This window comes from Pseudomonas sp. GQ91 (assembly GCF_059758795.1).
The window spans coordinates 220,594-243,788 of record NZ_JCAXED010000005.1; the positions used below are offsets into that span (position 1 = coordinate 220,594).

Annotated in this window: 13 protein-coding genes; 7 read left to right on the plus strand and 6 right to left on the minus strand. The window is 60.6% G+C overall.

Annotated features, from left to right (window positions below; all coding sequences use genetic code 11):
- Positions 1-19: 19 nt before the first annotated feature.
- Complete coding sequence (gene glnE, locus AC6CIA_RS09570) at positions 20-2,959, minus strand: bifunctional [glutamate--ammonia ligase]-adenylyl-L-tyrosine phosphorylase/[glutamate--ammonia-ligase] adenylyltransferase (protein WP_498311661.1); 2,940 nt, start codon at positions 2,957-2,959, stop codon at positions 20-22.
- A 383-nt stretch (positions 2,960-3,342) separates the two neighbouring features.
- Here glnE and aceE point away from each other — a divergent pair, with 383 nt between their 5' ends.
- The 4 genes from aceE (at position 3,343) to msrA (ending at position 11,405) form a co-directional block, all read left to right on the plus strand.
- On the plus strand, positions 3,343-5,988 hold the full coding sequence (gene aceE, locus AC6CIA_RS09575) for a pyruvate dehydrogenase (acetyl-transferring), homodimeric type (protein ID WP_498311662.1): 2,646 nt from the start codon (positions 3,343-3,345) through the stop codon (positions 5,986-5,988).
- Positions 5,989-5,999: 11 nt separating this feature from the next.
- Positions 6,000-7,646: a dihydrolipoyllysine-residue acetyltransferase gene (gene aceF / locus AC6CIA_RS09580; RefSeq protein ID WP_498311663.1), complete on the plus strand. Its 1,647-nt coding sequence runs from the start codon at positions 6,000-6,002 to the stop codon at positions 7,644-7,646.
- A 345-nt stretch (positions 7,647-7,991) separates the two neighbouring features.
- A complete protein-coding gene (locus AC6CIA_RS09585; protein WP_498311664.1) occupies positions 7,992-10,685 on the plus strand; it encodes a putative bifunctional diguanylate cyclase/phosphodiesterase in 2,694 nt (897 codons plus the stop codon).
- A 72-nt stretch (positions 10,686-10,757) separates the two neighbouring features.
- Complete coding sequence (gene msrA, locus AC6CIA_RS09590; RefSeq protein ID WP_498311665.1) at positions 10,758-11,405, plus strand: peptide-methionine (S)-S-oxide reductase MsrA; 648 nt, start codon at positions 10,758-10,760, stop codon at positions 11,403-11,405.
- A 217-nt stretch (positions 11,406-11,622) separates the two neighbouring features.
- On the opposite strand, the gene AC6CIA_RS09595 is transcribed toward msrA, so the two are convergent.
- From AC6CIA_RS09595 to AC6CIA_RS09605, 3 genes are all read right to left on the minus strand, one after another.
- On the minus strand, positions 11,623-12,459 hold the full coding sequence (locus AC6CIA_RS09595; RefSeq protein WP_498311666.1) for a 23S rRNA (adenine(2030)-N(6))-methyltransferase RlmJ: 837 nt from the start codon (positions 12,457-12,459) through the stop codon (positions 11,623-11,625).
- 191 nt (positions 12,460-12,650) lie between these two features.
- Positions 12,651-14,135, minus strand: a complete 1,485-nt coding sequence (putP, locus tag AC6CIA_RS09600; RefSeq protein WP_498311667.1) for a sodium/proline symporter PutP — start codon at positions 14,133-14,135, stop codon at positions 12,651-12,653.
- A gap of 176 nt (positions 14,136-14,311) precedes the next feature.
- The gene (locus tag AC6CIA_RS09605) at positions 14,312-14,515 is read right to left on the minus strand and encodes a hypothetical protein (protein WP_498311668.1); all 204 of its coding nucleotides are present in this window, start codon (positions 14,513-14,515) and stop codon (positions 14,312-14,314) included.
- A gap of 81 nt (positions 14,516-14,596) precedes the next feature.
- Between AC6CIA_RS09605 and putA the strand changes: the two genes are divergently transcribed.
- Both putA and AC6CIA_RS09615 read left to right on the plus strand, forming a co-directional pair.
- Positions 14,597-18,550, plus strand: coding sequence for a trifunctional transcriptional regulator/proline dehydrogenase/L-glutamate gamma-semialdehyde dehydrogenase (gene putA, locus AC6CIA_RS09610; RefSeq protein ID WP_498311669.1), 3,954 nt, complete (start codon positions 14,597-14,599; stop codon positions 18,548-18,550).
- Positions 18,551-18,766: 216 nt separating this feature from the next.
- A complete protein-coding gene (locus tag AC6CIA_RS09615) occupies positions 18,767-20,569 on the plus strand; it encodes an acyl-CoA dehydrogenase (protein WP_498311670.1) in 1,803 nt (600 codons plus the stop codon).
- A 2-nt stretch (positions 20,570-20,571) separates the two neighbouring features.
- Here AC6CIA_RS09615 and AC6CIA_RS09620 read toward each other — a convergent pair whose 3' ends face one another.
- Positions 20,572-20,874 carry a cell division protein ZapA gene (locus tag AC6CIA_RS09620; protein ID WP_498311671.1) on the minus strand — a complete coding sequence of 101 codons (303 nt, stop codon included), beginning with the start codon at positions 20,872-20,874 and terminating at the stop codon, positions 20,572-20,574.
- Positions 20,871-21,101, minus strand: coding sequence for a hypothetical protein (locus AC6CIA_RS09625; protein WP_498311672.1), 231 nt, complete (start codon positions 21,099-21,101; stop codon positions 20,871-20,873). Before AC6CIA_RS09625 ends, AC6CIA_RS09620 begins: the two co-directional genes overlap by 4 nt.
- A gap of 335 nt (positions 21,102-21,436) precedes the next feature.
- On the opposite strand from AC6CIA_RS09625, the gene AC6CIA_RS09630 reads away from it, so the two are divergent.
- Entirely contained in the window at positions 21,437-23,179 is a 1,743-nt protein-coding gene (locus AC6CIA_RS09630) for a potassium/proton antiporter (RefSeq protein ID WP_498311673.1), read from the plus strand.
- Positions 23,180-23,195 lie beyond the last annotated feature (16 nt).

The following is a 23,195-nucleotide window of genomic DNA, read 5'->3' on the forward strand; positions in this document are numbered from 1 at the left end:
TCGCTCAATTAATCGAACTTCAGCTTAAACCCAACGCATGCCAAATTCGCTTCACTTGGCGCCGTTCGTCCGCGAACTGGTCACCGGCAACCACCCCAGCCTCGTTTTGCAAGGCCTGGCGATGGGCCGCCGAGCGGTAAGACTTATACACCTCGCGCAGCAGGTGGGCATCGGCGGCGGGCATCAGCCCGACCTGCTCCAGGCCTTCCAGAATGCGAATGTTGTCGGTGTAGCGCAGCAACGTTGGATGTTGCGCAGACCACGCCAAAGCCGCGTATTGCACCATAAATTCAATATCGACGATACCTCCGGCGTCCTGCTTGAGGTCGAACGACACCGTCGGCTCGAAGGCATTCGCCGCCGTTCCCGCCGCCGTGGACTTGGTCCCCAGGCTGCCGCGCATCTTCGCGCGCATCTCGCTGACCTCCTGGCGCAGCTTCGCCAGGTCCAGCGTACGTCCCAGCACCCGCGCCCGCACCTGTTCAAACGCCCGGCCAACATCCTGGCTGCCCACCAACACCCGCGCCCGGACCAGGGCCTGATGTTCCCAGGTCCAGGCCTCGTTCTCCTGGTAGCGGGCAAACGCCCCCAAAGAACTGACCAGAAGCCCTGATGCGCCGGACGGTCGCAGACGCATATCCACTTCGTACAGTTGCCCGGAGTTGGTCTGGGTCGTCAGCAAGTGAATGATCCGCTGCCCCAACCGGGTGAAAAACTGTGCACCGTCAATGGGCTTGGCGCCGTCGGTTTCCGCCTGTGGATCACCGTCGTGAATAAACACCAAGTCCAGGTCCGAACCATGCCCCAGCTCGATGCCACCGACTTTCCCATAACCGACAATGATGAATCCAGGATCGCACAAGGTCCCATCCACCCGCTGCGGCGCGCCATGGCGGGTGACGGTCTGGCGCCACGCCAGCGCCAGCACTTGTTCGAGAATGGCTTCGGCGAGCCAGGTCAGGTAGTCACTGACCTTCATCAACGGCAGGCTGCCAGCGATTTCCGAAGCCGCCACGCGCAAACGGTGAGCCAGCTTGAAATGGCGCAGGGCTTCCATCTGCTGCTCGAGATCGTCCTCGGGAATCCGCGTCAGGCGCTCGCGCAGTTCGGCGGCCAGCTCCGGCGCCTGGGGCGGCTTGAACAGGCGGCCTTCGTTGAGCAATTCGTCCAGCAACAGTGGAAAGCGCGTGATCTGCTCAGCGATCCACGGACTCGCGGCACACAGGGTCAACAGCCGACGCAGGGCGTCAGGGTTTTCCGTCAACAACACCAGATAAGCGGAACGTCGAGCGACCGCTTCCACCAGCGGCAGCACGCGCTCCAGCACCAGATCCGGGTCGGCGTGCTCGACCGCCTGGGCCAATAACCGTGGGATAAACGCATCCAGGCGCTCACGCCCGAGGCGCTGCATCGAACGCAGTTGAGAGCTGCCGCGCAATCCAGCCAGGGTTTTCAGGGCTTTAGGCGCATCCTTGAATCCGCCTTCCTGCAGCTGTCGGCACGCGGCCTCTTCGTCCTGGGACTCTTCCCACAACGGCAACCACTCACCGCCCACCACCAGTTCGCTTTCTTCACCTTCCTCTTCATCAGGGTCGGCGATCACCTGACGGAAGTGCCAGTCGACTCGGCCGCGCCAGTACATCAACTGTTCATGGAACGCGCTCCAGTCCGCAAAGCCCATCATGAAGGCAATGCGCGCCTGATCTTCAGCGCCGTCGGGAAGCATTTGTGTCTGGCGATCGGCGATGGCCTGGATCGCGTGTTCGGTGTAACGCAGGAATTCATAGCCGCTGCGTAACTCGGCAATCACCGTCGGGGGCAAATAGCCCTGACCTTCAAGCGTGCTCAGCACCTTCAACAAGGGACGCTGCTGCAGGCTGAGGTCGCGCCCGCCGTGAATCAATTGAAACGCCTGGGCGATAAACTCGACCTCGCGAATCCCACCGGAGCCCAGCTTGATGTTGTCGGCCATGCCCTTGCGCCGCACTTCCTGCTGGATCAGCTGCTTCATGGTGCGTAGCGCTTCAATCGCGGAAAAATCCAGATAGCGCCGATAAACAAAAGGTCGCAGCAGCTCGAGCAACTGCGCCCCGGCCACCTGGTCACCGGCGACTACCCGCCCCTTGATCATGGCGTAGCGTTCCCAATCGCGCCCCTGATCCTGGTAGTACTGCTCCAGCGCATTGAAGCTGAGCACCAGCGCCCCGGCCGAGCCGTAAGGCCGCAGACGCATGTCGACACGAAACACAAAACCGTCGACGGTCATTGGGTCCAGGGCCTTGATCAGCTTCTGGCCCAGGCGGATAAAAAACTCCTGGTTATCCAGGGCGCGCTTGACGCCCACGGTTTCGCCGCCTTCGGGGTAGGCGAAGATCAGGTCGATGTCGGACGACAGGTTCAGCTCCACCGCGCCGAGCTTGCCCATGCCGAGAATGACCATATGTTGCGGCTCGCCGCTGCGTCGACCGGTGGGCGTGCCGAACTGCACACAGTGACGCTGGTACAGCCAGTGATACGCCTGGTCGATGCTGGCGTCGGCCATGTCCGACAGATCGCGGCACGTCTGGATCAGGTCCGCCTGCCGGGTCAGGTCGCGCCAGATGATGCGCACTTGCTGGCGTGTGCGCTGACGACGCAGGACACGCCCCAACTCATCTTCCGTTTCGGCTTGCTGCACGGCGGTGGCGAGCTGCCCGCACAGCTCTCCGGGCGCGAAGCCGCGGTCCAGCTCGCCCCCGGCGACCAGCTCGAGCAACATCAAAGGGTCACGAACACTCTGTTCAATGACGAAGTCACTGGCGGCGCACACCCGGGCGAAGTCAGCCCAGCGTTGTGCAGTCCAGTCGCAGAGGCCATGATCATCATCCAATTGCGCCACGGCGGCGCGGAACGACTGTTCGGCCCGGCTGACAAATGGATTGAGAATGGCCGGTAGTTCGGCGAGCATGGGAAGGCTCATGGTCTATCCTTGTTCGGCGCGTAAATGGCTTGCGGCGGTGAACGCAAGAAGTGCGCTCGATGGAGGACTGTCGAACAAAAGTTAGAAATAGCTGAAAATTTATATTTTTTGGCAGGCAACATTAACTCTCTACCTTTTCTTGTTCGCAAAAGATCAACAATAACGATTATGCTCACCAGCCAGACCGAGCAATCACCTCGGTCTTGTGTAGTTTTACTACTCGTATATACATTCGAAAGGCTGAAATGGTCGACGATTTGTAGTAAAACTACAGGACGCCGGAACAACCTCCGGTCATCCAAGAATTTATGTCGTCTGCCCACAAGGCCAGTCGCAAACTTCAGGCAACCGATTCTGGTAGCCTTTCCGCCCTGGAGCAAGCCATGCAAGACCTCGATCCCGTCGAAACCCAGGAATGGCTGGACGCCCTGGAATCGGTTCTCGACAAAGAAGGCGAAGACCGTGCTCACTATCTGATGACCCGTATGGGTGAACTCGCGACCCGCAGCGGCTCGCAATTGCCTTACGCCATCACCACGCCATACCGCAACACCATCCCAGTTACCCACGAAGCACGCATGCCTGGCGACCTGTTCATGGAACGCCGCATTCGCTCGCTGGTACGCTGGAACGCGATGGCCATGGTAATGCGCACGAACTTGAAAGATTCTGACCTGGGCGGTCACATCTCCAGCTTCGCCTCCAGCGCAACCCTGTATGACATCGGCTTCAACTACTTCTTCCAGGCCCCGACCGAGGAACATGGCGGCGACCTGATCTACTTCCAGGGCCACACATCTCCCGGCGTTTACGCCCGTGCGTTCATGGAAGGCCGCATCTCTGAAGAGCAAATGAACAACTTCCGCCAGGAAGTCGACGGTCAGGGCCTGTCGTCCTACCCGCACCCTTGGCTGATGCCGGACTTCTGGCAATTCCCGACCGTATCCATGGGTCTGGGCCCGATCCAGGCGATCTACCAGGCACGCTTCATGAAGTACCTGGAAGCCCGTGGCTTCATTCCGGAAGGCAAGCAGAAAGTCTGGTGCTTCCTGGGCGACGGCGAGTGCGACGAACCCGAATCCCTGGGCGCGATTTCCCTGGCTGGCCGCGAGAAGCTGGACAACCTGATCTTCGTCATCAACTGCAACCTGCAGCGCCTCGACGGCCCGGTTCGCGGCAACGGCAAGATCATCCAGGAACTCGAAGGCGTGTTCCGCGGCGCTCAGTGGAACGTGACCAAAGTCATCTGGGGCCGTTTCTGGGACCCACTGCTGGCCAAGGACGTCGACGGCATCCTGCAACGTCGCATGGACGAAGTCATCGACGGCGAGTACCAGAACTACAAAGCCAAAGACGGCGCATTCGTGCGTGAACACTTCTTCAACACGCCTGAACTCAAGGCGATGGTTGCTGATTTGTCCGACGAGGAAATCTGGAAACTCAACCGTGGCGGCCACGACCCGTACAAGGTCTACGCGGCGTACCACGAAGCGGTCAACCACAAAGAACAACCGACCGTCATCCTCGCCAAGACCATCAAGGGTTATGGCACCGGTGCCGGCGAAGCGAAAAACACTGCGCACAACACCAAGAAAGTCGATGTCGACAGCCTGAAGTTGTTCCGTGATCGCTTCGACATCCCGGTCAAGGATGAAGAGCTGGAAAACCTGCCGTTCTTCAAGCCAGAGCCAAACAGCGCCGAAGCCCGCTACCTCAGCGAGCGTCGCACTGCACTGGGCGGTTTCGTGCCACAGCGCCGCGCCCAGAGCTTCAACATCCCGACCCCGCCACTGGATACCCTCAAGGCCATCCTGGACGGTTCGGGCGACCGTGAAATTTCCACCACCATGGCCTTCGTGCGGATCCTCGCGCAGTTGGTCAAGGACAAGGAAATCGGTTCGCGCATCGTCCCGATCATCCCGGACGAAGCCCGTACCTTCGGCATGGAAGGTATGTTCCGTCAGTTGGGCATCTACTCCTCCGTCGGCCAGCTCTACGAGCCAGTCGATAAAGACCAGGTGATGTTCTACAAGGAAGACAAGAAGGGCCAGATCCTCGAAGAAGGCATCAACGAAGCGGGCGCCATGAGTTCCTTCATCGCTGCCGGTACTTCGTACTCCAGCCACAACCAGCCCATGCTGCCGTTCTACATCTTCTACTCGATGTTCGGCTTCCAGCGTATTGGCGACCTGGCCTGGGCTGCCGGCGACAGCCGTACCCGCGGCTTCCTGATCGGCGGCACCGCCGGTCGTACCACGCTGAACGGCGAAGGCCTGCAACACGAAGACGGTCACAGCCACATCCTGGCTGCCACCATTCCGAACTGCCGCACCTTTGATCCAACCTACGGCTACGAGCTGGCGGTGATCATCCAGGACGGCATGAAGAAGATGACCGAAGAGCAGCAGGACGTTTTCTACTACATCACCGTGATGAACGAGTCCTACCAGCAGCCAGCCATGCCGGCCGGCGTGGAGGAAGGCATCATCAAGGGCATGTACCTGCTCGAGGAAGACACCAAGGAAGCGGCGCACCACGTGCAGTTGATGGGCTCCGGCACCATCCTGCGTGAAGTCCGTGAAGCGGCGAAGATCCTGCGTGAAGAGTTCAACGTCGGTGCTGACGTATGGAGTGTCACCAGCTTCAACGAACTGCGTCGCGACGGCCTGGCGGTAGAGCGCAACAACCGCCTGCACCCAGGTCAGAAGCCAGCACTGAGCTACGTCGAGGAATGCCTGACTGGCCGTAAAGGTCCGGTGATTGCGTCCACCGACTACATGAAACTGTTTGCTGAACAAATTCGCCAGTGGGTCCCGTCCAAGGAATTCAAAGTCCTGGGCACCGACGGTTTCGGCCGCAGTGACAGCCGCAAGAAGCTGCGTCACTTCTTCGAAGTCGACCGTCACTTCGTGGTGTTGGCAGCCTTGGAAGCCTTGGCTGACCGTGGTGAGATCGAACCCAAGGTGGTGGCTGACGCTATCGTCAAGTTCGGGATCAACCCGGAAAAACGCAACCCACTGGACTGCTGAGGAGATTTTTTGTGAGCGAACTCATTCGCGTACCTGACATCGGCAGCGGTGAAGGTGAAGTAATCGAGCTGTTTGTGAAGGTCGGCGACACTGTCGAAGCCGACCAGAGCATCCTGACCCTGGAGTCGGACAAGGCGAGCATGGAAATTCCTGCTCCCAAGGCCGGCGTGGTCAAGAGCCTGAAAGTGAAGCTGGGCGATCGCCTGAAAGAAGGCGACGAACTGCTCGAACTGGAAATCGAAGGTGCCGCTGATGCGGCCCCTGCGGCGGCCGCGCCTGCCGCTGCCGAGCCTGCACCTGCCGCCGCCGAGACACCGGCTGCCGCAGAGGCCCCAGCGGCCGCTGCGCCGGCTGAAGCGACTGTGCAGGACATTCACGTTCCGGACATCGGCTCGTCGGGCAAGGCCAAGATCATCGAATTGCTGGTCAAGGTCGGCGATACCGTCGAGGCCGACCAGTCGCTGATCACCCTGGAATCCGACAAGGCCTCCATGGAAATCCCATCGCCGGCTGCCGGCGTGGTGGAAAGCATCGCGGTCAAGCTGGAAGACGAAGTCGGCACTGGCGATTTCATCCTCAAGTTGAAGGTACAAGGCGCTGCGCCTGCCGCGGCAAAAGCTCCAGCCGCTGCGGCGCCTGCCGCCAAGGCTGAAGCCGCAACTGCCGCCGCGCCCGCGCCTGCGCCTGCTGCAAAAGCCGAGGCCGCACCAGCCCCTGCTGCCGCACCTGCGCCAAGCGGTGCCAAGGTTCACGCCGGTCCGGCCGTGCGCCAACTGGCCCGTGAATTCGGCGTCGAACTGAGCGCCGTATCGGCCTCCGGCCCTCACGGTCGCGTGCTCAAGGAAGACGTGCAGGTTTACGTCAAATCCATGATGCAGAAAGCCAAGGACGCCCCGGCTGCCGGTGGCGCTACCGGCGGAGCGGGCATTCCGCCGATCCCGGTCGTGGACTTCAGCCGTTTCGGCGAAACCGAAGAAGTGCCGATGACCCGCCTGATGCAAATCGGCGCGTCGAGCCTGCACCGCAGCTGGCTGAACATTCCGCACGTGACTCAGTTCGACCAGGCCGATATCACCGACCTGGAAGCCTTCCGCGTCGCGCAAAAAGCCGTGGCCGAGAAAGCTGGCGTCAAGCTGACCGTGTTGCCACTGCTGCTCAAGGCCTGCGCGCACCTGCTCAAGGAACTGCCGGACTTCAACAGTTCGCTGGCGCCAAGCGGCAAGGCGATCATTCGCAAGAAATACGTGCACATCGGCTTTGCGGTCGATACCCCGGACGGTCTGCTGGTGCCAGTGATCAAGAACGTTGATCAGAAGAGCCTGTTGCAACTGGCTGCGGAAGCCGCTGCGCTGGCCGCCAAGGCCCGCGACAAGAAGCTCACCGCAGACGACATGCAGGGCGCTTGCTTCACCATTTCCAGCCTCGGGCACATTGGCGGGACTGGCTTCACGCCAATCGTCAACGCGCCGGAAGTGGCGATCCTCGGTGTTTCCAAGGCCACTATCCAGCCGGTGTGGGACGGCAAGGCCTTCCAGCCAAAGCTGATGCTGCCGCTGTCGCTGTCCTACGATCACCGCGTGATCAATGGCGCGGCCGCCGCACGCTTCACCCAGCGTCTGAGCAGCCTGCTGAACGACATCCGCACCATCCTGCTTTAAGCCCCAACGGGCCTTTCACCCACGTGAAGGGCCCGGTTTCAAGGTTTTCCGAGCGCCACGCTCGTACCTCAACCCCGTCAATTTGGCGGGGCTTTTTTTGCCTGCTGCTCAATGATCAGAACCTGTGCACTCCCGCTACTGGGGCGATGGCACACATACGGGCTCGGAGAGACACCTTCCATCACTCCAATTGTAGAAAACCGATGTCCGGCCGATACAGCCCATATAGCACTTAGCCTTCATCCTCACTTGTCAGTCTGTGCTGCATGATGCAACCTTGCCGCAGACAGCAGTAAAGAGGGCGATAGCCCAGCTCGAAGCGCATTTTTCCAAGCGAGTCTCCCCATGAAAAGCCAACCCGATGTCGCCCGAACGGCGTCCGAGGTCGTGACGCAATTACCGGTGCCTTCGCGCCTCGGTATGCTGCGTTTCGAGCGGCTGAATGAGGCAAGCTGGGCCCTGCTGTACCTTGATCCCAATTGTGAACGCCAGTTCGGTTTACCCGCAGTGGAACTGTGTTCGCTGATCGCTTCGCCGTATGCCAGCCTGATGGAGCCACAAGTCCGCTACCAGCTGCATGACACCATTCAACAGCAACTGAGCGCCAGCCCGCATTACCTGGTGCGCTATACCCTGCACACCCAGGGCGGACCACTGAACGTGCTGGAGCTGGGGGAAGCCTACAAACAGCACAATCGCCATTTGCTGCGCGGTTACCTGATGGTGGTGGAAGGCCTGTTCAACGGCGGCGCGGCGCCGATGCCCGCGATCGACCTCGAAGACCAGAACAGCCGCCTGCAGATCGCCCTGGAGCTCAACCAGCGCGCGCAACAGGAACAACTGCAACACCTGGAGCGAGTACGTGCCCAGCAGGAACTGATCCTGCTCCTGGCCCGGCAACGCTACAGCACCAACAACCCCCTGCAAGAAGCTGCCGAACTGATCACCCGCAGCGCCTGCGATATTTACCAGATCGACTGCGCCAGTATCTGGAACCTGGAAGGCCAGCACCTGCTGCCCATCTCGGCCTACCAGCGGGCCAAACAGCAACACCATCTGCCAGAACCGATCGATGCCAGCGGCTTTCCCGATTACCTGGAAGCCCTGCAAACCAGTCGGGCCATCGACGCCACCAACGCGATGCGGGATCCGCGCACCCGGGACATGGTCGAAAGCCTGCGTCCCATGGATATCCACGCCATGCTCGACGCCAGCATCCGCATCGATGGCCAAGTGGTCGGCGTGCTGTGCCTGGAACAAAGCGGCAGCACCCGGGAATGGCTGACGGATGAAATTGCCTTTGCCGGCGAACTGGCGGACCAGTTTGCCCTGGTCATCAACAACCACAACCGCCGTGCCGCCACCAGCGCCCTGCATTTGTTCCAGCGCGCGGTGGAGCAAAGCGCCAATGCCTTTTTGCTGGTCAACTGCGACGGCATAGTGGAATACGTTAACCCCAGCTTTACGGCGATCACCCAGTACAGCACCGAAGAAGTCCATGGTCACCGCCTGGCACAACTGCCGGCATTGGAGAACCTCAGCGAACTGCTGTTCGACGCACCCTCGAGCCTGGCTAAAAGCAACAGCTGGCAAGGTGAATTCAAAAGTCGACGCAAAAACCTCGAACCTTATTGGGGCCAGTTGTCGATCTCCAAGGTCTATGGCGACAACCGCGAACTGACGCATTACATCGGCATCTACGAAGACATCACCCAGACCAAACTGGCCCAGCAGCGTATCGAACGCCTGGCCTACACTGACAATTTGACCAACCTGGGCAACCGCCCGGCGTTTATCCGCAACCTGGATGAGCGCTTTGCCCGGGACAGTGACACTCCCATCAGCCTGCTGCTGGTGGACATCGACAACTTCAAGCGGATCAACGACAGCCTCGGCCATCAGACCGGCGACAAACTGCTGATCAGCCTGGCCCGACGCTTGCGCAACAGCCTCAGTGCCGGTGGCAGCCTGGCGCGGTTTGCCAGTAATGAGTTCGCGGTATTGCTGGACGATACCAACCTTGAGGCCGGCCAGCAGATGGCCAGCCAGTTGCTGGCAACCCTCGACAAGCCGATGTTCGTCGACAACCAGTTGATCAGCGTCACCGGCTCCGTGGGCCTGGCCTGCGCGCCGCTGCACGGTCGCGATCCGCAGACCCTGATGCGTAACGCAGGCCTGGCCCTGCACAAGGCCAAGGCCAACGGTAAACATCAGGTGCAAGTATTTACCGAGGCGTTGAATGCAGAGGCCAGCTACAAGCTGTTCGTCGAAAACAACCTGCGCCGTGCCCTGACCCAGAACGAGCTGGACGTGTTCTATCAGCCCAAGTTGTGCCTGCGCAGCGGGCGCCTGCTGGGCATGGAAGCATTGTTGCGCTGGAATCACCCGGAAAAAGGCATGATCCGCCCGGACCAGTTCATCAGCGTCGCTGAAGAGACCGGCCTGATCATCCCCATCGGCAAATGGATCGCACGCCAGGCCTGCCGCATGAGCAAACAGTTGAGCGCCGCCGGCATGGGCAATTTGCAGGTGGCGATCAACCTGTCGCCCAAGCAGTTCTCCGATCCGGACCTGGTGGCGTCCATCGCCACCATCCTCAAGGAGGAACAATTGCCGGCCAATCTGTTAGAGCTGGAGTTGACAGAGGGCCTGTTGCTGGAGGCAACCGAAGACACGCGCCTGCAACTGGACCAGTTGAAGAGTTTCGGCCTGACCCTGGCGATGGACGACTTTGGCACCGGTTACTCATCCCTGAGTTACCTGAAGAAATTCCCCATCGATATCATCAAGATCGATCGCAGCTTTATCCATGAAATCCCGGACAATCAGGACGACATGGAAATCACCTCGGCGGTGATCGCCATGGCGCATAACCTCAAACTCAAGGTCGTCGCCGAAGGCATCGAGACGGCCGCGCAACTGGCGTTCCTGCGCCGCCATCGCTGTGACGTCGGCCAGGGCTACCTGTTCGACCGGCCAATCCCGGGCGCCGAGTTGCTGGACAAGCTCAGACGCTATCCTCGCGGGCCAATCGCCTGACATCGCCGTAACACTCGGGCACACTGGCGGTCTGAATACTCACATTACTCAATCTGACTGAGAGGACTGATCATGGTCTTGCGCTCGGAAATTCTGGTGAACAAAAACGTGCTGCCTACTCAAGAACAAGCTTTGCCCGGCCGTGAAACCCCGATGGCCCTGCCACAGACCCACTTCGTCAACGGCAACCCGCTGCTGGGCCCCTTCCTCGATGACGTAGGGTTCGCGATCTTCGGCCTGGGTTGCTTTTGGGGTGCGGAGCGCAAATTCTGGCAGCGCGACGGCGTGGTCAGCACCGTAGTCGGCTACGCCGGCGGCTATACGCCGAACCCGACCTATGAAGAAGTCTGCTCGGGCCTGACCGGCCACAGCGAAGTGGTGCTGGTGGTGTATGACCAGGCCAAGGTCAAGTATGAAGACCTGCTGAAGATGTTCTGGGAACTGCACAACCCGACCCAGGGCATGCGCCAGGGCAATGACATCGGCAGCCAGTATCGCTCGGTGATCTATGCCACCACCCCAGAACAACTGGCGGCGGCGCAAGCCAGTGCACAGGCTTATCAGCAAGAACTGAGCAAAGCCGGTCTAGGCGAGATCACCACGGAAATCGATGAAGCGCCGACCGTGTACTTCGCCGAGGCGTACCACCAGCAGTACCTGGCGAAGAATCCGCAAGGCTACTGCGGTATCGGCGGCACAGGCGTGACCTGCCCGATCTGACGCGGTGTTGCGGTTTTTGTGTGGCGAGGGGGCTTGTCCCCCGTTGGGTCGCGAAGCGGCCCTTAAACCAGGCTCCACGGTTTATCTGGAAATACTGTGGGGCCTATTTGGGGCCGCTTCGCGGCCCAACGGGGGACAAGCCCCCTCGCCACAATAAGCCCCTTTGCCACAAGAAGCCCCTTTGCCACAACAAGCGCTTATACAAGTAGAGGCTGCGTTACTCGGCGATCAGCCAGTCCATCTGCCACCCGCCCTGGGTCTGACCAAGCTTCTTGGACAGCCACGGCAGCAGTTCACGCAACTCCTCCTCCAAACCCCAGGGCGGATTGGCAATCGCCAGGCCGGAGCCGTTCAGGCTGTTGGGCGTGTCCAGCGGATGCACCAGCAACTCCACTCGCAGCAACTTCGGCGCACCGGTGCCGGCCAGGTCCTGATAGAAGCGACGCAACATGCGCTGGTCCTTGACCGGGTACCAGATCGCGGCAACGGTCTGGCGCATACGCCCCACGGCCTCCTTGAGGGACGCCGCGCAGCGCTGCATCTCATCGAGTTTTTCAAACGGCGGGTCAATCAGCATCAGGGCACGTTTTTCCGGTACCGGCAGCAGCGCCCGGGGCACATGCCAGCCCTCGCCCAGGTGGACCTTGACCCGTCGGTCGCCCTTCATGTTGTCCTTGAGCAACACGCCGTCTTCCGGGTGTTTTTCATTAAGCAATACACGGTCCTGGGGCCGGGTCAGGCGCCGTGCCAGCTCTGGCGAGCCGGGGTAGTAGCGCAATTGCCCATCCGGATTCATCTCGTGCAGCACCCGCAGGTAATCGGCGGTCAGCGCCGGCAGGTCCGTCTCCCCCCACAAACGGGCGATGCCTTCCAGGTACTCACCGGTGCGGTTGGCCTGGTCGCCCTGCAGGTCGTACAGCCCAATCCCGGCATGGGTGTCGAGATAGGCGAACGGCTGCTCCTTACGCGACATCAGGGCGATGAGGCGGGTCAAGGTCAGGTGTTTGAAGACATCGGCGTGGTTGCCGGCGTGAAAGGCGTGACGATAGTTCATGGTTGCTCCTGCGCAGGGGGCGGAGTTTACCTTTTACAGGGGTAAAGGTGCAGGGCTGGATGCCCGGCGGTGTGCACAGCGTCACCCTCGAACGGGCGAGCAGCGCAATCGAGCCCATAAAAAACGGCCCGGCATCCCAGGGATGCGGGCCGCTTTCAGTTCAACCGACGATCAAGGCCGGCCGACACGCCTCACTTGTTGAGGTTGTAGTCTTTTTCGGCAGCGGCAAAGCGCTCAACCATACCGGCGGTAGGCTCACCCAGCTTGCTCACGACGTAGATTGCAATGCTGGCGAACAGGAAGCCCGGAATGATTTCGTACAGACCCAGCAGCTCGAACTGCTTCCATACAATCACAGTGACCGCGCCGACCAGGATACCGGCCAGTGCGCCGTTGCGGGTCATGCCTTTCCACAGGACCGAGATCAGTACCACTGGACCGAAGGCCGCACCGAAACCAGCCCAGGCGTAACTCACCAGGCCCAGTACACGGTTTTCCGGGTTCGCTGCCATGGCGATGGCGATCAACGCAACCAGCAACACCATGATCCGGCCGACCCAGACCAACTCGACCTGAGACGCGCCCTTGCGCAGGAAAGCCTTGTAGAAGTCTTCGGTCAGGGCGCTGGAGCACACCAGCAGCTGGCAGCTCAAGGTGCTCATTACGGCAGCCAGGATGGCCGACAGCAAGACACCGGCGACCCATGGATTGAAGAGAAGCTTCGCCAGTTCGATGAATACCCGCTCAGGGTTTTCGGTTACCGGGCCCGCGACTTCCGGGTGCGCCGAGAAGTAGGCAATGCCGAAGAAACCGACAGCCACGGTCCCGCACAGGCACAGGATCATCCAGGCCATGGAGATGCGACGCGCCTTGGCAATCGACTTCACCGAATCCGCCGCCATGAAGCGCGCCAGGATGTGCGGCTGGCCGAAGTAGCCCAGGCCCCAGCCCATCAGCGAGATAATGCCGATGAAGGTGGTGTTTTTCAGCATGTCGAAGCTGGTCGGGTCCTTGGCTTCAATGGCCAGGAACGTGGTGTCGACACCACCGGTAGCCAGCAACACGATGATCGGCGTGAGGATCAACGCGAAGATCATCAGCGTGGCTTGCACGGTATCTGTCCAGCTCACTGCCAGGAAACCACCGATGAAGGTGTAGGCAATCGTCGCAGCTGCACCGGCCCACAGCGCCGTCTCGTAGGACATGCCGAAGGTGCTTTCAAACAGACGCGCACCCGCAACGATGCCGGAAGCGCAGTAGATGGTGAAGAACACCAGGATCACCACCGCGGAGATAATCCGCAGCAGCCCGCTTTTGTCTTCAAAACGGCTGGAGAAGTAGTCCGGCAGCGTCAGCGCGTCGCCGTTATGCTCGGTCTGCACCCGCAGGCGACCGGCGACGAACAGCCAGTTCAGGTATGCACCGATAATCAGGCCGATGGCGATCCAGCTTTCCGACAGGCCCGACATGTAGATGGCGCCCGGCAGGCCCATCAACAACCAGCCGCTCATATCCGAGGCGCCAGCCGAGAGTGCGGTGACGACGCTGCCGAGGCTGCGACCACCGAGAATGTAATCGGAAAGGTTATTGGTGGAGCGATAGGCCATGAGACCGATCAGCACCATTGCCGCGATGTAGATCACAAATGTGATCAGGGTTGGATTACTTACGCTCATTGAGTTACGCCCTGGCTTTGTTTTTATGTAGCGGCGGTCTGTCAGTCCGTCCACAAAAGAGTAGCTTGTTAGACGGAGTTGCGTGCCGCGCATTTATGACTGACGTTTCCCCAGGAAAGCCATCAGCCGATGAACCCTGCCCTTGCAGGCGGTTGCACCTTAGGCGCGAATGCTATTCAACAAAGCAAATAAGGTGCAACCAGTTTCGCGAGTTTTAGTTGCACCTGAGGATGTTTTTCGGCAAACGGCCTGTTTTTGCTCCTTTTCGGAGCAAAAACAACCGAATTCAGAAGCAAATGCACCAGCACCTTGCCGATTTCGCGGGGCGACAACGTTTTCCTGACGAGCAGCGCGAATTTCATCGACAAATTGGGTTGCACCCGGTTGCACCTGTGCCGGCGCGAAGCTAATCTTGCCGCCAGCTGATGCCACGCAGTAGTGGCACCCATGAGGATAAAAATATGGCTACGACCACCCTTGGGGTCAAACTCGATGACCCAACCCGCGAACGCCTCAAGGCGGCCGCGACCTCCATTGATCGCACGCCGCACTGGCTGATCAAGCAGGCGATTTTCAATTACCTGGAGAAACTCGAGGGTGGCGCAACCCTGACCGAGCTCAATGGTTCGGCCAGCAAGGATATGGATGACGCCGGTGAGGTGCAGGCCGACCACGCCCATCAGTGCTTCCTGGAGTTCGCTGAAAGCATCCTGCCGCAATCGGTCCTGCGCGCGTCGATCACCGCCGCTTACCGCCGTCCCGAGCCGGAAGTGGTGCCGATGTTGATCGAGCAGGCTCGCCTGCCCGCCGAAATGGCCGAAGCGACCAACAAGCTGGCGGCCTCGATTGCCGAGAAACTGCGCAATCAGAAGAGCGCCGGTGGCCGTGCAGGCATTGTTCAAGGCCTGCTGCAGGAATTCTCCCTGTCCTCCCAGGAAGGCGTGGCACTGATGTGCCTGGCCGAAGCGCTGTTGCGCATTCCGGACAAAGGCACCCGCGATGCGTTGATCCGCGACAAGATCAGCACCGGCAACTGGCATCCGCACCTGGGCAACAGTCCATCGCTGTTCGTCAACGCCGCCACGTGGGGCCTGCTGCTGACCGGCAAACTGGTGGCGACCCACAACGAAGCAGGCCTGACGTCGTCCCTGAGCCGCATCATCGGCAAGAGCGGCGAGCCGATGATCCGCAAGGGCGTCGACATGGCCATGCGCCTGATGGGCGAACAATTCGTTACCGGTGAAACCATCGCTGAAGCCTTGGCCAACGCCAGCAAATTCGAATCCAAGGGCTTCCGCTATTCCTACGACATGCTCGGTGAAGCCGCACTCACCGAACACGACGCCCAGAAGTATCTCGCGTCCTACGAGCAAGCCATCCATTCCATCGGCAAGGCTTCCCACGGTCGCGGCATTTACGAAGGCCCGGGCATCTCCATCAAACTGTCGGCCCTGCACCCACGCTACAGCCGCGCCCAGTACGAACGCGTGATGGACGAGCTGTACCCGCGCCTGTTGTCCCTGACGCTGCTGGCCAAGCAGTACGACATCGGCCTGAATATCGACGCTGAAGAAGCCGACCGCCTGGAGCTGTCCCTGGATCTGCTGGAACGTCTGTGCTTCGAGCCGAAATTGATCGGCTGGAACGGCATCGGCTTCGTGATTCAGGCTTATCAGAAGCGTTGCCCGTATGTGATCGACTACGTGATCGATCTGGCACGCCGCAGCCGTCACCGCCTGATGATCCGCCTGGTAAAAGGCGCGTACTGGGACAGCGAAATCAAGCGCGCCCAAGTCGAAGGCCTGGAAGGCTATCCGGTGTACACCCGCAAGGTATACACCGACGTTTCCTACGTTGCCTGCGCACGCAAGCTGCTGTCGGTACCGGAAGTTATCTACCCGCAATTCGCCACGCACAACGCCCACACCTTGTCGGCCATTTATCACATCGCCGGCCAGAACTATTACCCCGGTCAGTACGAGTTCCAATGCCTGCACGGCATGGGTGAGCCGCTGTACGAACAAGTCGTGGGCAAGATCTCCGAAGGCAAGCTGAACCGTCCGTGTCGCGTGTACGCACCGGTCGGCACCCACGAAACACTGCTGGCCTACCTGGTACGTCGACTGCTGGAAAACGGCGCCAACACCTCGTTCGTCAACCGTATCGCCGACCAATCCATCTCGATCCAGGAGCTGGTGGCCGATCCGGTGGCCAGCATCGAGCAGATGGCTACGCTGGAAGGCGGTTTCGGCCTGCCGCACCCGCGTATCCCGCTGCCGCGTGACCTGTATGGCAGCGACCGCGCCAACTCGGCCGGCATCGACATGGCCAACGAACACCGCCTGGCATCGCTGTCCTGTGCCTTGCTGGCCACCGCCCACAACAACTGGAAAGCCGCGCCGATGCTAGGCTGCGAGTCCAGCAATGAAGTGGCATCGCCAGTGCTGAACCCCTCGGATCACCGCGATGTCGTGGGCCACGTACAGGAAGCGACTGTTGCCGACGTCGACAACGCGATCCAGTGCGCCCTCAGCGCCGCCCCGATCTGGCAGGCCACCCCGCCCGCCGAACGCGCCGCGATCCTGGAACGTGCCGCCGACTTGATGGAAGGCGAGATCCAGCCACTCATGGGCCTGCTGGCCCGTGAAGCAGGCAAGACCTTTGCCAACGCCATCGCCGAAGTGCGTGAAGCCGTGGACTTCCTGCGTTACTACGCGGTGCAGGCCCGCAACGATTTCAGCAATGATGCGCACCGCCCTCTGGGCCCGGTTGTTTGCATCAGCCCGTGGAACTTCCCGCTGGCCATTTTCAGCGGCCAGGTCGCTGCCGCACTGGCCGCAGGCAACCCGGTACTGGCCAAACCTGCCGAGCAGACTCCGCTGGTGGCCGCGCAGGCCGTGCGCCTGCTGCTGGAAGCCGGCATTCCTGAAGGCGTGCTGCAACTGCTGCCAGGCCAGGGCGAAAGCGTCGGTGCCCGCCTGGTGGGCGATGAGCGCGTCAAGGGCGTGATGTTCACTGGCTCCACCGAAGTTGCGCGCCTGCTGCAACGCAATGTCGCCGGCCGCCTGGATGCACAAGGTCGCCCAATCCCGCTGATCGCCGAAACCGGTGGCCAGAACGCGATGATCGTCGACTCGTCGGCACTCACCGAACAAGTGGTCATCGACGTTGTTTCCTCGGCCTTCGACAGCGCCGGTCAACGCTGCTCGGCCCTACGCGTACTGTGCCTGCAGGAAGATTCTGCTGATCGCGTCATCGAAATGCTCAAGGGCGCGATGGCTGAATGCCGTCTCGGCAACCCTGAGCGCTTGTCCGTGGACATCGGCCCGGTGATCGACGCCGACGCCAAGGCCGGTATCGAGAAACACATCCAAGGCATGCGCGACAAAGGCCGCACGGTGTACCAGGTGGCGATTGCCGACAGCGAGGAAATCAAGCGCGGCACCTTCGTGATGCCTACCCTGATCGAGCTGGAGAGCTTCGACGAGCTGCAACGTGAGATTTTCGGCCCGGTACTCCACGTCGTGCGCTACAAGCGCAAGGAAATCGACCAGTTGATCGGCCAGATCAACGCTTCCGGCTATGGCCTGACCCTGGGCGTGCACACCCGTATCGACGAAACGATCGCCAAGGTGATCGACAACGTCAATGCCGGCAACGTCTACGTCAACCGTAACATCGTCGGTGCCGTGGTCGGCGTGCAGCCATTCGGCGGCGAAGGCTTGTCGGGTACCGGTCCGAAAGCCGGCGGCCCGCTGTACTTGTACCGACTGTTGTCGACGCGTCCTACCGATGCAATCGAGCAATCCTTCGTACGCGCCGACACCTTGGCTGCACCGGATGTACGCCTGCGGGATGCCATGAGCCAGCCGCTGACAGCCCTGAAAGCCTGGGCCGACAGCAACCAGTTCAGCGACTTGAGCGCCCTCTGCGTGCAGTTCGCCGCCCAATCGCAAAGCGGTATCACCCGCCAACTGGCCGGCCCGACCGGCGAGCGTAACAGCTACGCCATTCTGCCCCGCGAGCACGTGCTGTGCCTGGCGGACGTGGAAGGCGACCTGTTGGCGCAACTGGCGGCTGTACTGGCCGTGGGCAGCTCGGCGGTATGGCCGGAATCTGACTTGACCAAGGCACTGTTCACACGTCTGCCGAAGGAAATTCAGGCGAAGATAAAGCGTGTGGCCGACTGGACCAAAGACGAAGTGATCTTCGACGCGGTCTTGCACCACGGCGACTCCGATCAACTGCGTGGGGTTTGCCAACAAGTGGCCCAGCGTGGTGGGGCGATTGTCGGGGTTCACGGCCTGTCTTCGGGTGAAACCGGCATTGCGCTGGAACGCCTGGTGATCGAGCGTGCGTTGAGCGTGAACACCGCTGCAGCGGGTGGTAACGCCAGCCTGATGACCATCGGCTAACTGAAAAAATGTGGGAGCGGGCTTGCTCGCGATAGCGGTAGATCAGTCACCTTATGCGTGTCTGATACACCGCTATCGCGAGCAAGCCCGCTCCCACATTGGCTGCACTGCAACTCTGCGCTCCTGTTCTGCCCCTCCATCACTTAGATCAATCTTGCTATCCAGCCTTTATTCGCACACTTAGACTCAGGCCTATTCCCACACAGGTAAGCCGCCATGTCCGAGTCGCTGCTCAGTTCCCGCAATCTGGCTTTCGAGCTGTACGAAGTCCTCGATGCCGAGGGCCTGACCCAGCGCGAGCGGTTTGCCGAGCACAACCGCGAAACCTTCGACGCCGCCCTCGGCACCGCTCGCAACATCGCCGAGAAATTCTTCGCCCCGCACAACCGCAAGGGGGATGAGAACGAGCCGCGCTTTGAAGACGGTCGGGCGATTCTGATTCCAGAAGTGAAACCGGCGGTCGATGCCTTCCTCGAAGCGGGTTTCCTCAACGCGGCCCGCAGCTTCGAAGTCGGTGGCATGCAATTACCGACGCTGCTGTCCCAGGCCTGTTTTGCGCACTTCCAGTCGGCCAACGCTGCTTCGACCTCGTACCCGTTCCTGACCATGGGCGCGGCCAATCTGATCGAGAGCTTTGGCACTGAAGAGCAGAAACAGCGCTTCCTGCAACCGATGATCGAAGGTCGCTTCTTCGGCACCATGGCGTTGACCGAACCCCATGCCGGTTCGTCGTTGTCGGATATTCGTACCCGCGCCGAGCCCGCGCCTGACGGCACCTATCGACTCAAGGGCAACAAGATATTCATTTCCGGCGGTGATCACCCGTTGTCGGAAAACATCGTGCACATGGTGCTGGCCAAGCTGCCGGACGCACCCGCCGGGGTGAAGGGTATTTCGTTGTTTATCGTGCCCAAGTTCCTGGTCAACGACGATGGCACTCTCGGCAAGCGCAACGACGTGCTGCTGGCCGGGCTGTTCCACAAGATGGGCTGGCGTGGCACCACGTCCACGGCACTGAACTTCGGCGATAACGGCGACTGTGTCGGTTATCTGGTGGGCAAGCCTCACCAGGGACTGGCCTGCATGTTCCAGATGATGAACGAGGCCCGGATTGGCGTCGGCATGGGCGCGGTGATGCTCGGCTATGCCGGTTACCTTTACTCCCTGGAATACGCCAGGGAACGACCCCAAGGCCGCCTGCCCGACAGCAAGGACCCGAACACGGCGCCGGTGTCGATCATCCAGCACGCCGATATCAAACGCATGCTGCTGACGCAAAAAGCCTATGTCGAAGGGGCCTTCGACCTGGGGCTGTACGCCGCGCGGCTGTTCGACGACACCACGACCCTGGACACCGAGGCCGGACGCCAACAGGCCCACGAATTGCTGGACCTGCTGACACCTATCGTCAAGTCCTGGCCTTCGGAGTTTTGCCTGAAGGCCAACGAGCTGGCGATCCAGATTCTCGGTGGCCACGGTTATACCCGTGAATATCCGGTTGAGCAGTACTACCGCGATAACCGCTTGAACCCGATCCATGAAGGCACCCATGGCATCCAGTCCCTCGATCTGCTGGGGCGCAAGCTCGCACAGAATGGCGGTTCGGGCTTGAAGCAACTGATTCGCCTGATCGCCGAAACCGGCGCACGGGCCCAGGAATATCCATCGCTCAGCGCGTTACGCGAACCGTTGGAACAGTTAGTGGCACGCTTGCAAAGCGTCACTCTCGGACTCTTGACCGACCTGGCACACGGCAAGGTCAACAGCAGCCTGGCCAATTCGGCGCTGTACCTGAAAGTGTTCGGGCATACGGTGATCGGCTGGCGCTGGCTGGAACAGGCGATTCGCGCCGAAAAAGGGCTGCTCGAGGGCAACGCTGGCGATATCGCTTTCTACAAGGGCAAGCTCCAGGCCGCCCGGTACTTCCTGACCTGGGAAATACCGGGCTGCCATCACGAACTGGCACTTCTCGAGGCACGCGACGATACATGCCTGGGGATGCAGGATGAGTGGTTCTAGCCCTAAGGCTGGCCGATAGCCTTGGCGATCACCTCGACCGTGGCGCTGACTTGCTCTTGATAACGGTCGAGCTCCTGCTGGTGACGCTGCTGCATTTCAATCTGTTCGGCGCACAGGTTCAGCGCCGCCAGCACCAGCAGTTTGTCGCCGATCAGCGTCGGGTACTTTTTCTTGGTGGTGGCCAGGGACGCCTTGAGCATCGTCACGGCGCTCATCAGGGTGTTGTCTTCCCCGTCCGGTGCCTTGATCGAGTAATCCTCACCGAGAATCGAAACGACCTTTATCCCCTCGGTGCCTGGATTCATGCGCTGACAGGACCTGCGCTCACGCGCTCAACCAACGCCTGAATCCGCGCGGCTGTAGCGCCCTGCTTTTCTTCATGTTCCATGAGGCTCAGCTGCAAGCTGTCGTTCTCGTCCTTGGCGAGGGCCAGCTCCGATTTGAGGGACTCATTGGCGCCCAGCAGGTGTTGGTTTTGCTGCACCAGGTCATTGACCAGCTGTTCCAGCTGGCTGAGAGATGTTTCTAACATTTTGATTTCTCGGGCTTTTTAAAAGGGCGGTGACGATAAAGAAAATTCACCTTGGAAGCCAGGGGTATCCTGGCGCGCAGCCTTGATTTTAAAGGTCGGGCCACGCTTTGGAGCCTTAGTGACTGCATTTATGCAATCTGGTTCCTGAATCCCCACAGATCCTCTGCGGTTCAGGCTGTGTTTTTTGGGTGAAGGCCGCCCGCCAACTGGACACCCTTGCCAGCCATTACGCAAAAAACCTTTTTTGACAGCACCGCAATTCAACAGGTTAGAATCGCTGGCACGCAGACTGCATGGTCAGTCTGCGCCTTGCCTTTCTTTCTGGAGTACTGCCTTTGAATGCGACAACCATCAACAGCCTGTTCTTGATCGGCGCGTTGCTGGTAGGTGCGAGCATTCTGGTGAGTTCCCTTTCGTCCCGCCTGGGCATCCCGATCCTGGTGATCATCCTGGCCGTGGGCATGCTCGCTGGCGTCGACGGCGGCGGCATTATCTTTGACAACTACCCCACGGCGTATCTCGTCGGCAACCTGGCCCTGGCGGTGATCCTGCTCGATGGCGGTTTGCGCACCCGGGTATCAAGTTTCCGCGTCGCGCTGTGGCCGGCGCTCTCGCTGGCGACGATCGGGGTGCTGATCACCACCGGTCTCACCGGCATGGCCGCCGCCTGGCTGTTTGATCTCAACCTGATTCAAGGCCTGCTGATCGGCGCCATCGTCGGCTCTACGGACGCCGCGGCAGTGTTCTCGTTGTTGGGCGGCAAGGGCCTGAACGAACGGGTAAGCGCGAGCCTGGAAATCGAATCCGGCAGCAACGACCCGATGGCGGTATTTCTCACGGTCACCCTGATCGACATGCTCGCCAGCGGCCAGACCGGCCTGCACTGGAGCCTGTTGACGCATCTGCTACGCGAGTTCGGCATCGGCGGTATCCTCGGCCTGGGCGGCGGCTGGTTGATGTTGCAGATGGTCAACCGGATCAATCTGGCCAACGGCTTGTACCCGATCCTGGTGATCGCCGGCGGTCTGTTCGTGTTCGCCCTGACCAACGCCCTGCACGGCAGCGGCTTCCTCGCGGTGTATTTGTGCGGCCTGGTGCTCGGTAACCGTCCCGTGCGCAGTCGCCACGGTATCCTGCACATGCTCGACGGCATGGCCTGGCTCGCGCAGATCGGTATGTTTCTGGTGCTGGGCCTGCTGGTAACGCCCCACGACCTGCTGCCGATTGCCCTGCCGGCCCTCGGCCTGGCGCTGTGGATGATCCTGTTCGCGCGGCCGCTGTCGGTAATGATCGGTCTGCTGCCGTTCAAAGCTTTCCACGGTCGGGAAAAAGCCTTTATCGCCTGGGTGGGCTTGCGCGGCGCGGTGCCGATCATTCTTGCGGTGTTCCCGCTGATGGCCGGGCTGCCCAATGCCCAGCTGTACTTCAACCTGGCGTTCTTTATCGTACTGGTGTCGTTGCTCGTCCAGGGCACCAGCCTGCCGTGGATCGCCAAATGGCTGAAAGTGACGGTACCGCCAGAGCCTGCGCCGATCTCCAGGGCAGCCCTGGAAGTCCACGTCACCAGCGAGTGGGAACTCTTCGTTTATCGCCTGGGTGCTGAAAAATGGTGCATCGGCGCCGCCCTGCGTGAGCTGAAAATGCCCGAAGGCACACGTATCGCCGCCTTGTTTCGCGGCCAGCAACTGCTCCATCCGTCGGGTAGTACCGTGCTGGAAGTCGGCGATCTGCTCTGCGTGATCGGCCATGAACACAACTTGGGAGCGCTTGGCAAACTGTTCAGCCAGGCACCCCAGCGTGGTCTTGACTTGCGCTTCTTCGGCGACTTCGTGTTGGAAGGCGACGCCCAGCTGGGCGCGGTTTCGGCGCTGTACGGGCTGAAGCTCGACGGTATCGACCCGAACATGCCGCTGAGCCGGTTCATTACCCAGAAAGTCGGTGGCGCGCCGATCGTGGGCGACCAGGTCGAGTGGAACAACACCATTTGGACGGTCGCCATGATGGACGGGAACAAGATCGGCAAAGTCGGCGTCAGATTCCCCGAAGGAAGTCGCCCGGGGCCCGGGCTCTTCCTCTAAACTGCGGAGCGATGAC

Excerpts from the sequence above, each read along its gene's own strand:
- glnE (WP_498311661.1), bottom strand. The coding sequence starts at position 2,959 with ATGAGCCTTCCCATGCTCGCCGAACTACCGGCCATTCTCAATCCATTT.
- aceE (WP_498311662.1), top strand. The coding sequence starts at position 3,343 with ATGCAAGACCTCGATCCCGTCGAAACCCAGGAATGGCTGGACGCCCTG.
- AC6CIA_RS09585 (WP_498311664.1), top strand. The coding sequence starts at position 7,992 with ATGAAAAGCCAACCCGATGTCGCCCGAACGGCGTCCGAGGTCGTGACG.
- msrA (WP_498311665.1), top strand. The coding sequence starts at position 10,758 with ATGGTCTTGCGCTCGGAAATTCTGGTGAACAAAAACGTGCTGCCTACT.
- AC6CIA_RS09595 (WP_498311666.1), bottom strand. The coding sequence starts at position 12,459 with ATGAACTATCGTCACGCCTTTCACGCCGGCAACCACGCCGATGTCTTC.
- putP (WP_498311667.1), bottom strand. The coding sequence starts at position 14,135 with ATGAGCGTAAGTAATCCAACCCTGATCACATTTGTGATCTACATCGCG.
- putA (WP_498311669.1), top strand. The coding sequence starts at position 14,597 with ATGGCTACGACCACCCTTGGGGTCAAACTCGATGACCCAACCCGCGAA.
- AC6CIA_RS09615 (WP_498311670.1), top strand. The coding sequence starts at position 18,767 with ATGTCCGAGTCGCTGCTCAGTTCCCGCAATCTGGCTTTCGAGCTGTAC.
- AC6CIA_RS09620 (WP_498311671.1), bottom strand. The coding sequence starts at position 20,874 with ATGAATCCAGGCACCGAGGGGATAAAGGTCGTTTCGATTCTCGGTGAG.
- AC6CIA_RS09625 (WP_498311672.1), bottom strand. The coding sequence starts at position 21,101 with ATGTTAGAAACATCTCTCAGCCAGCTGGAACAGCTGGTCAATGACCTG.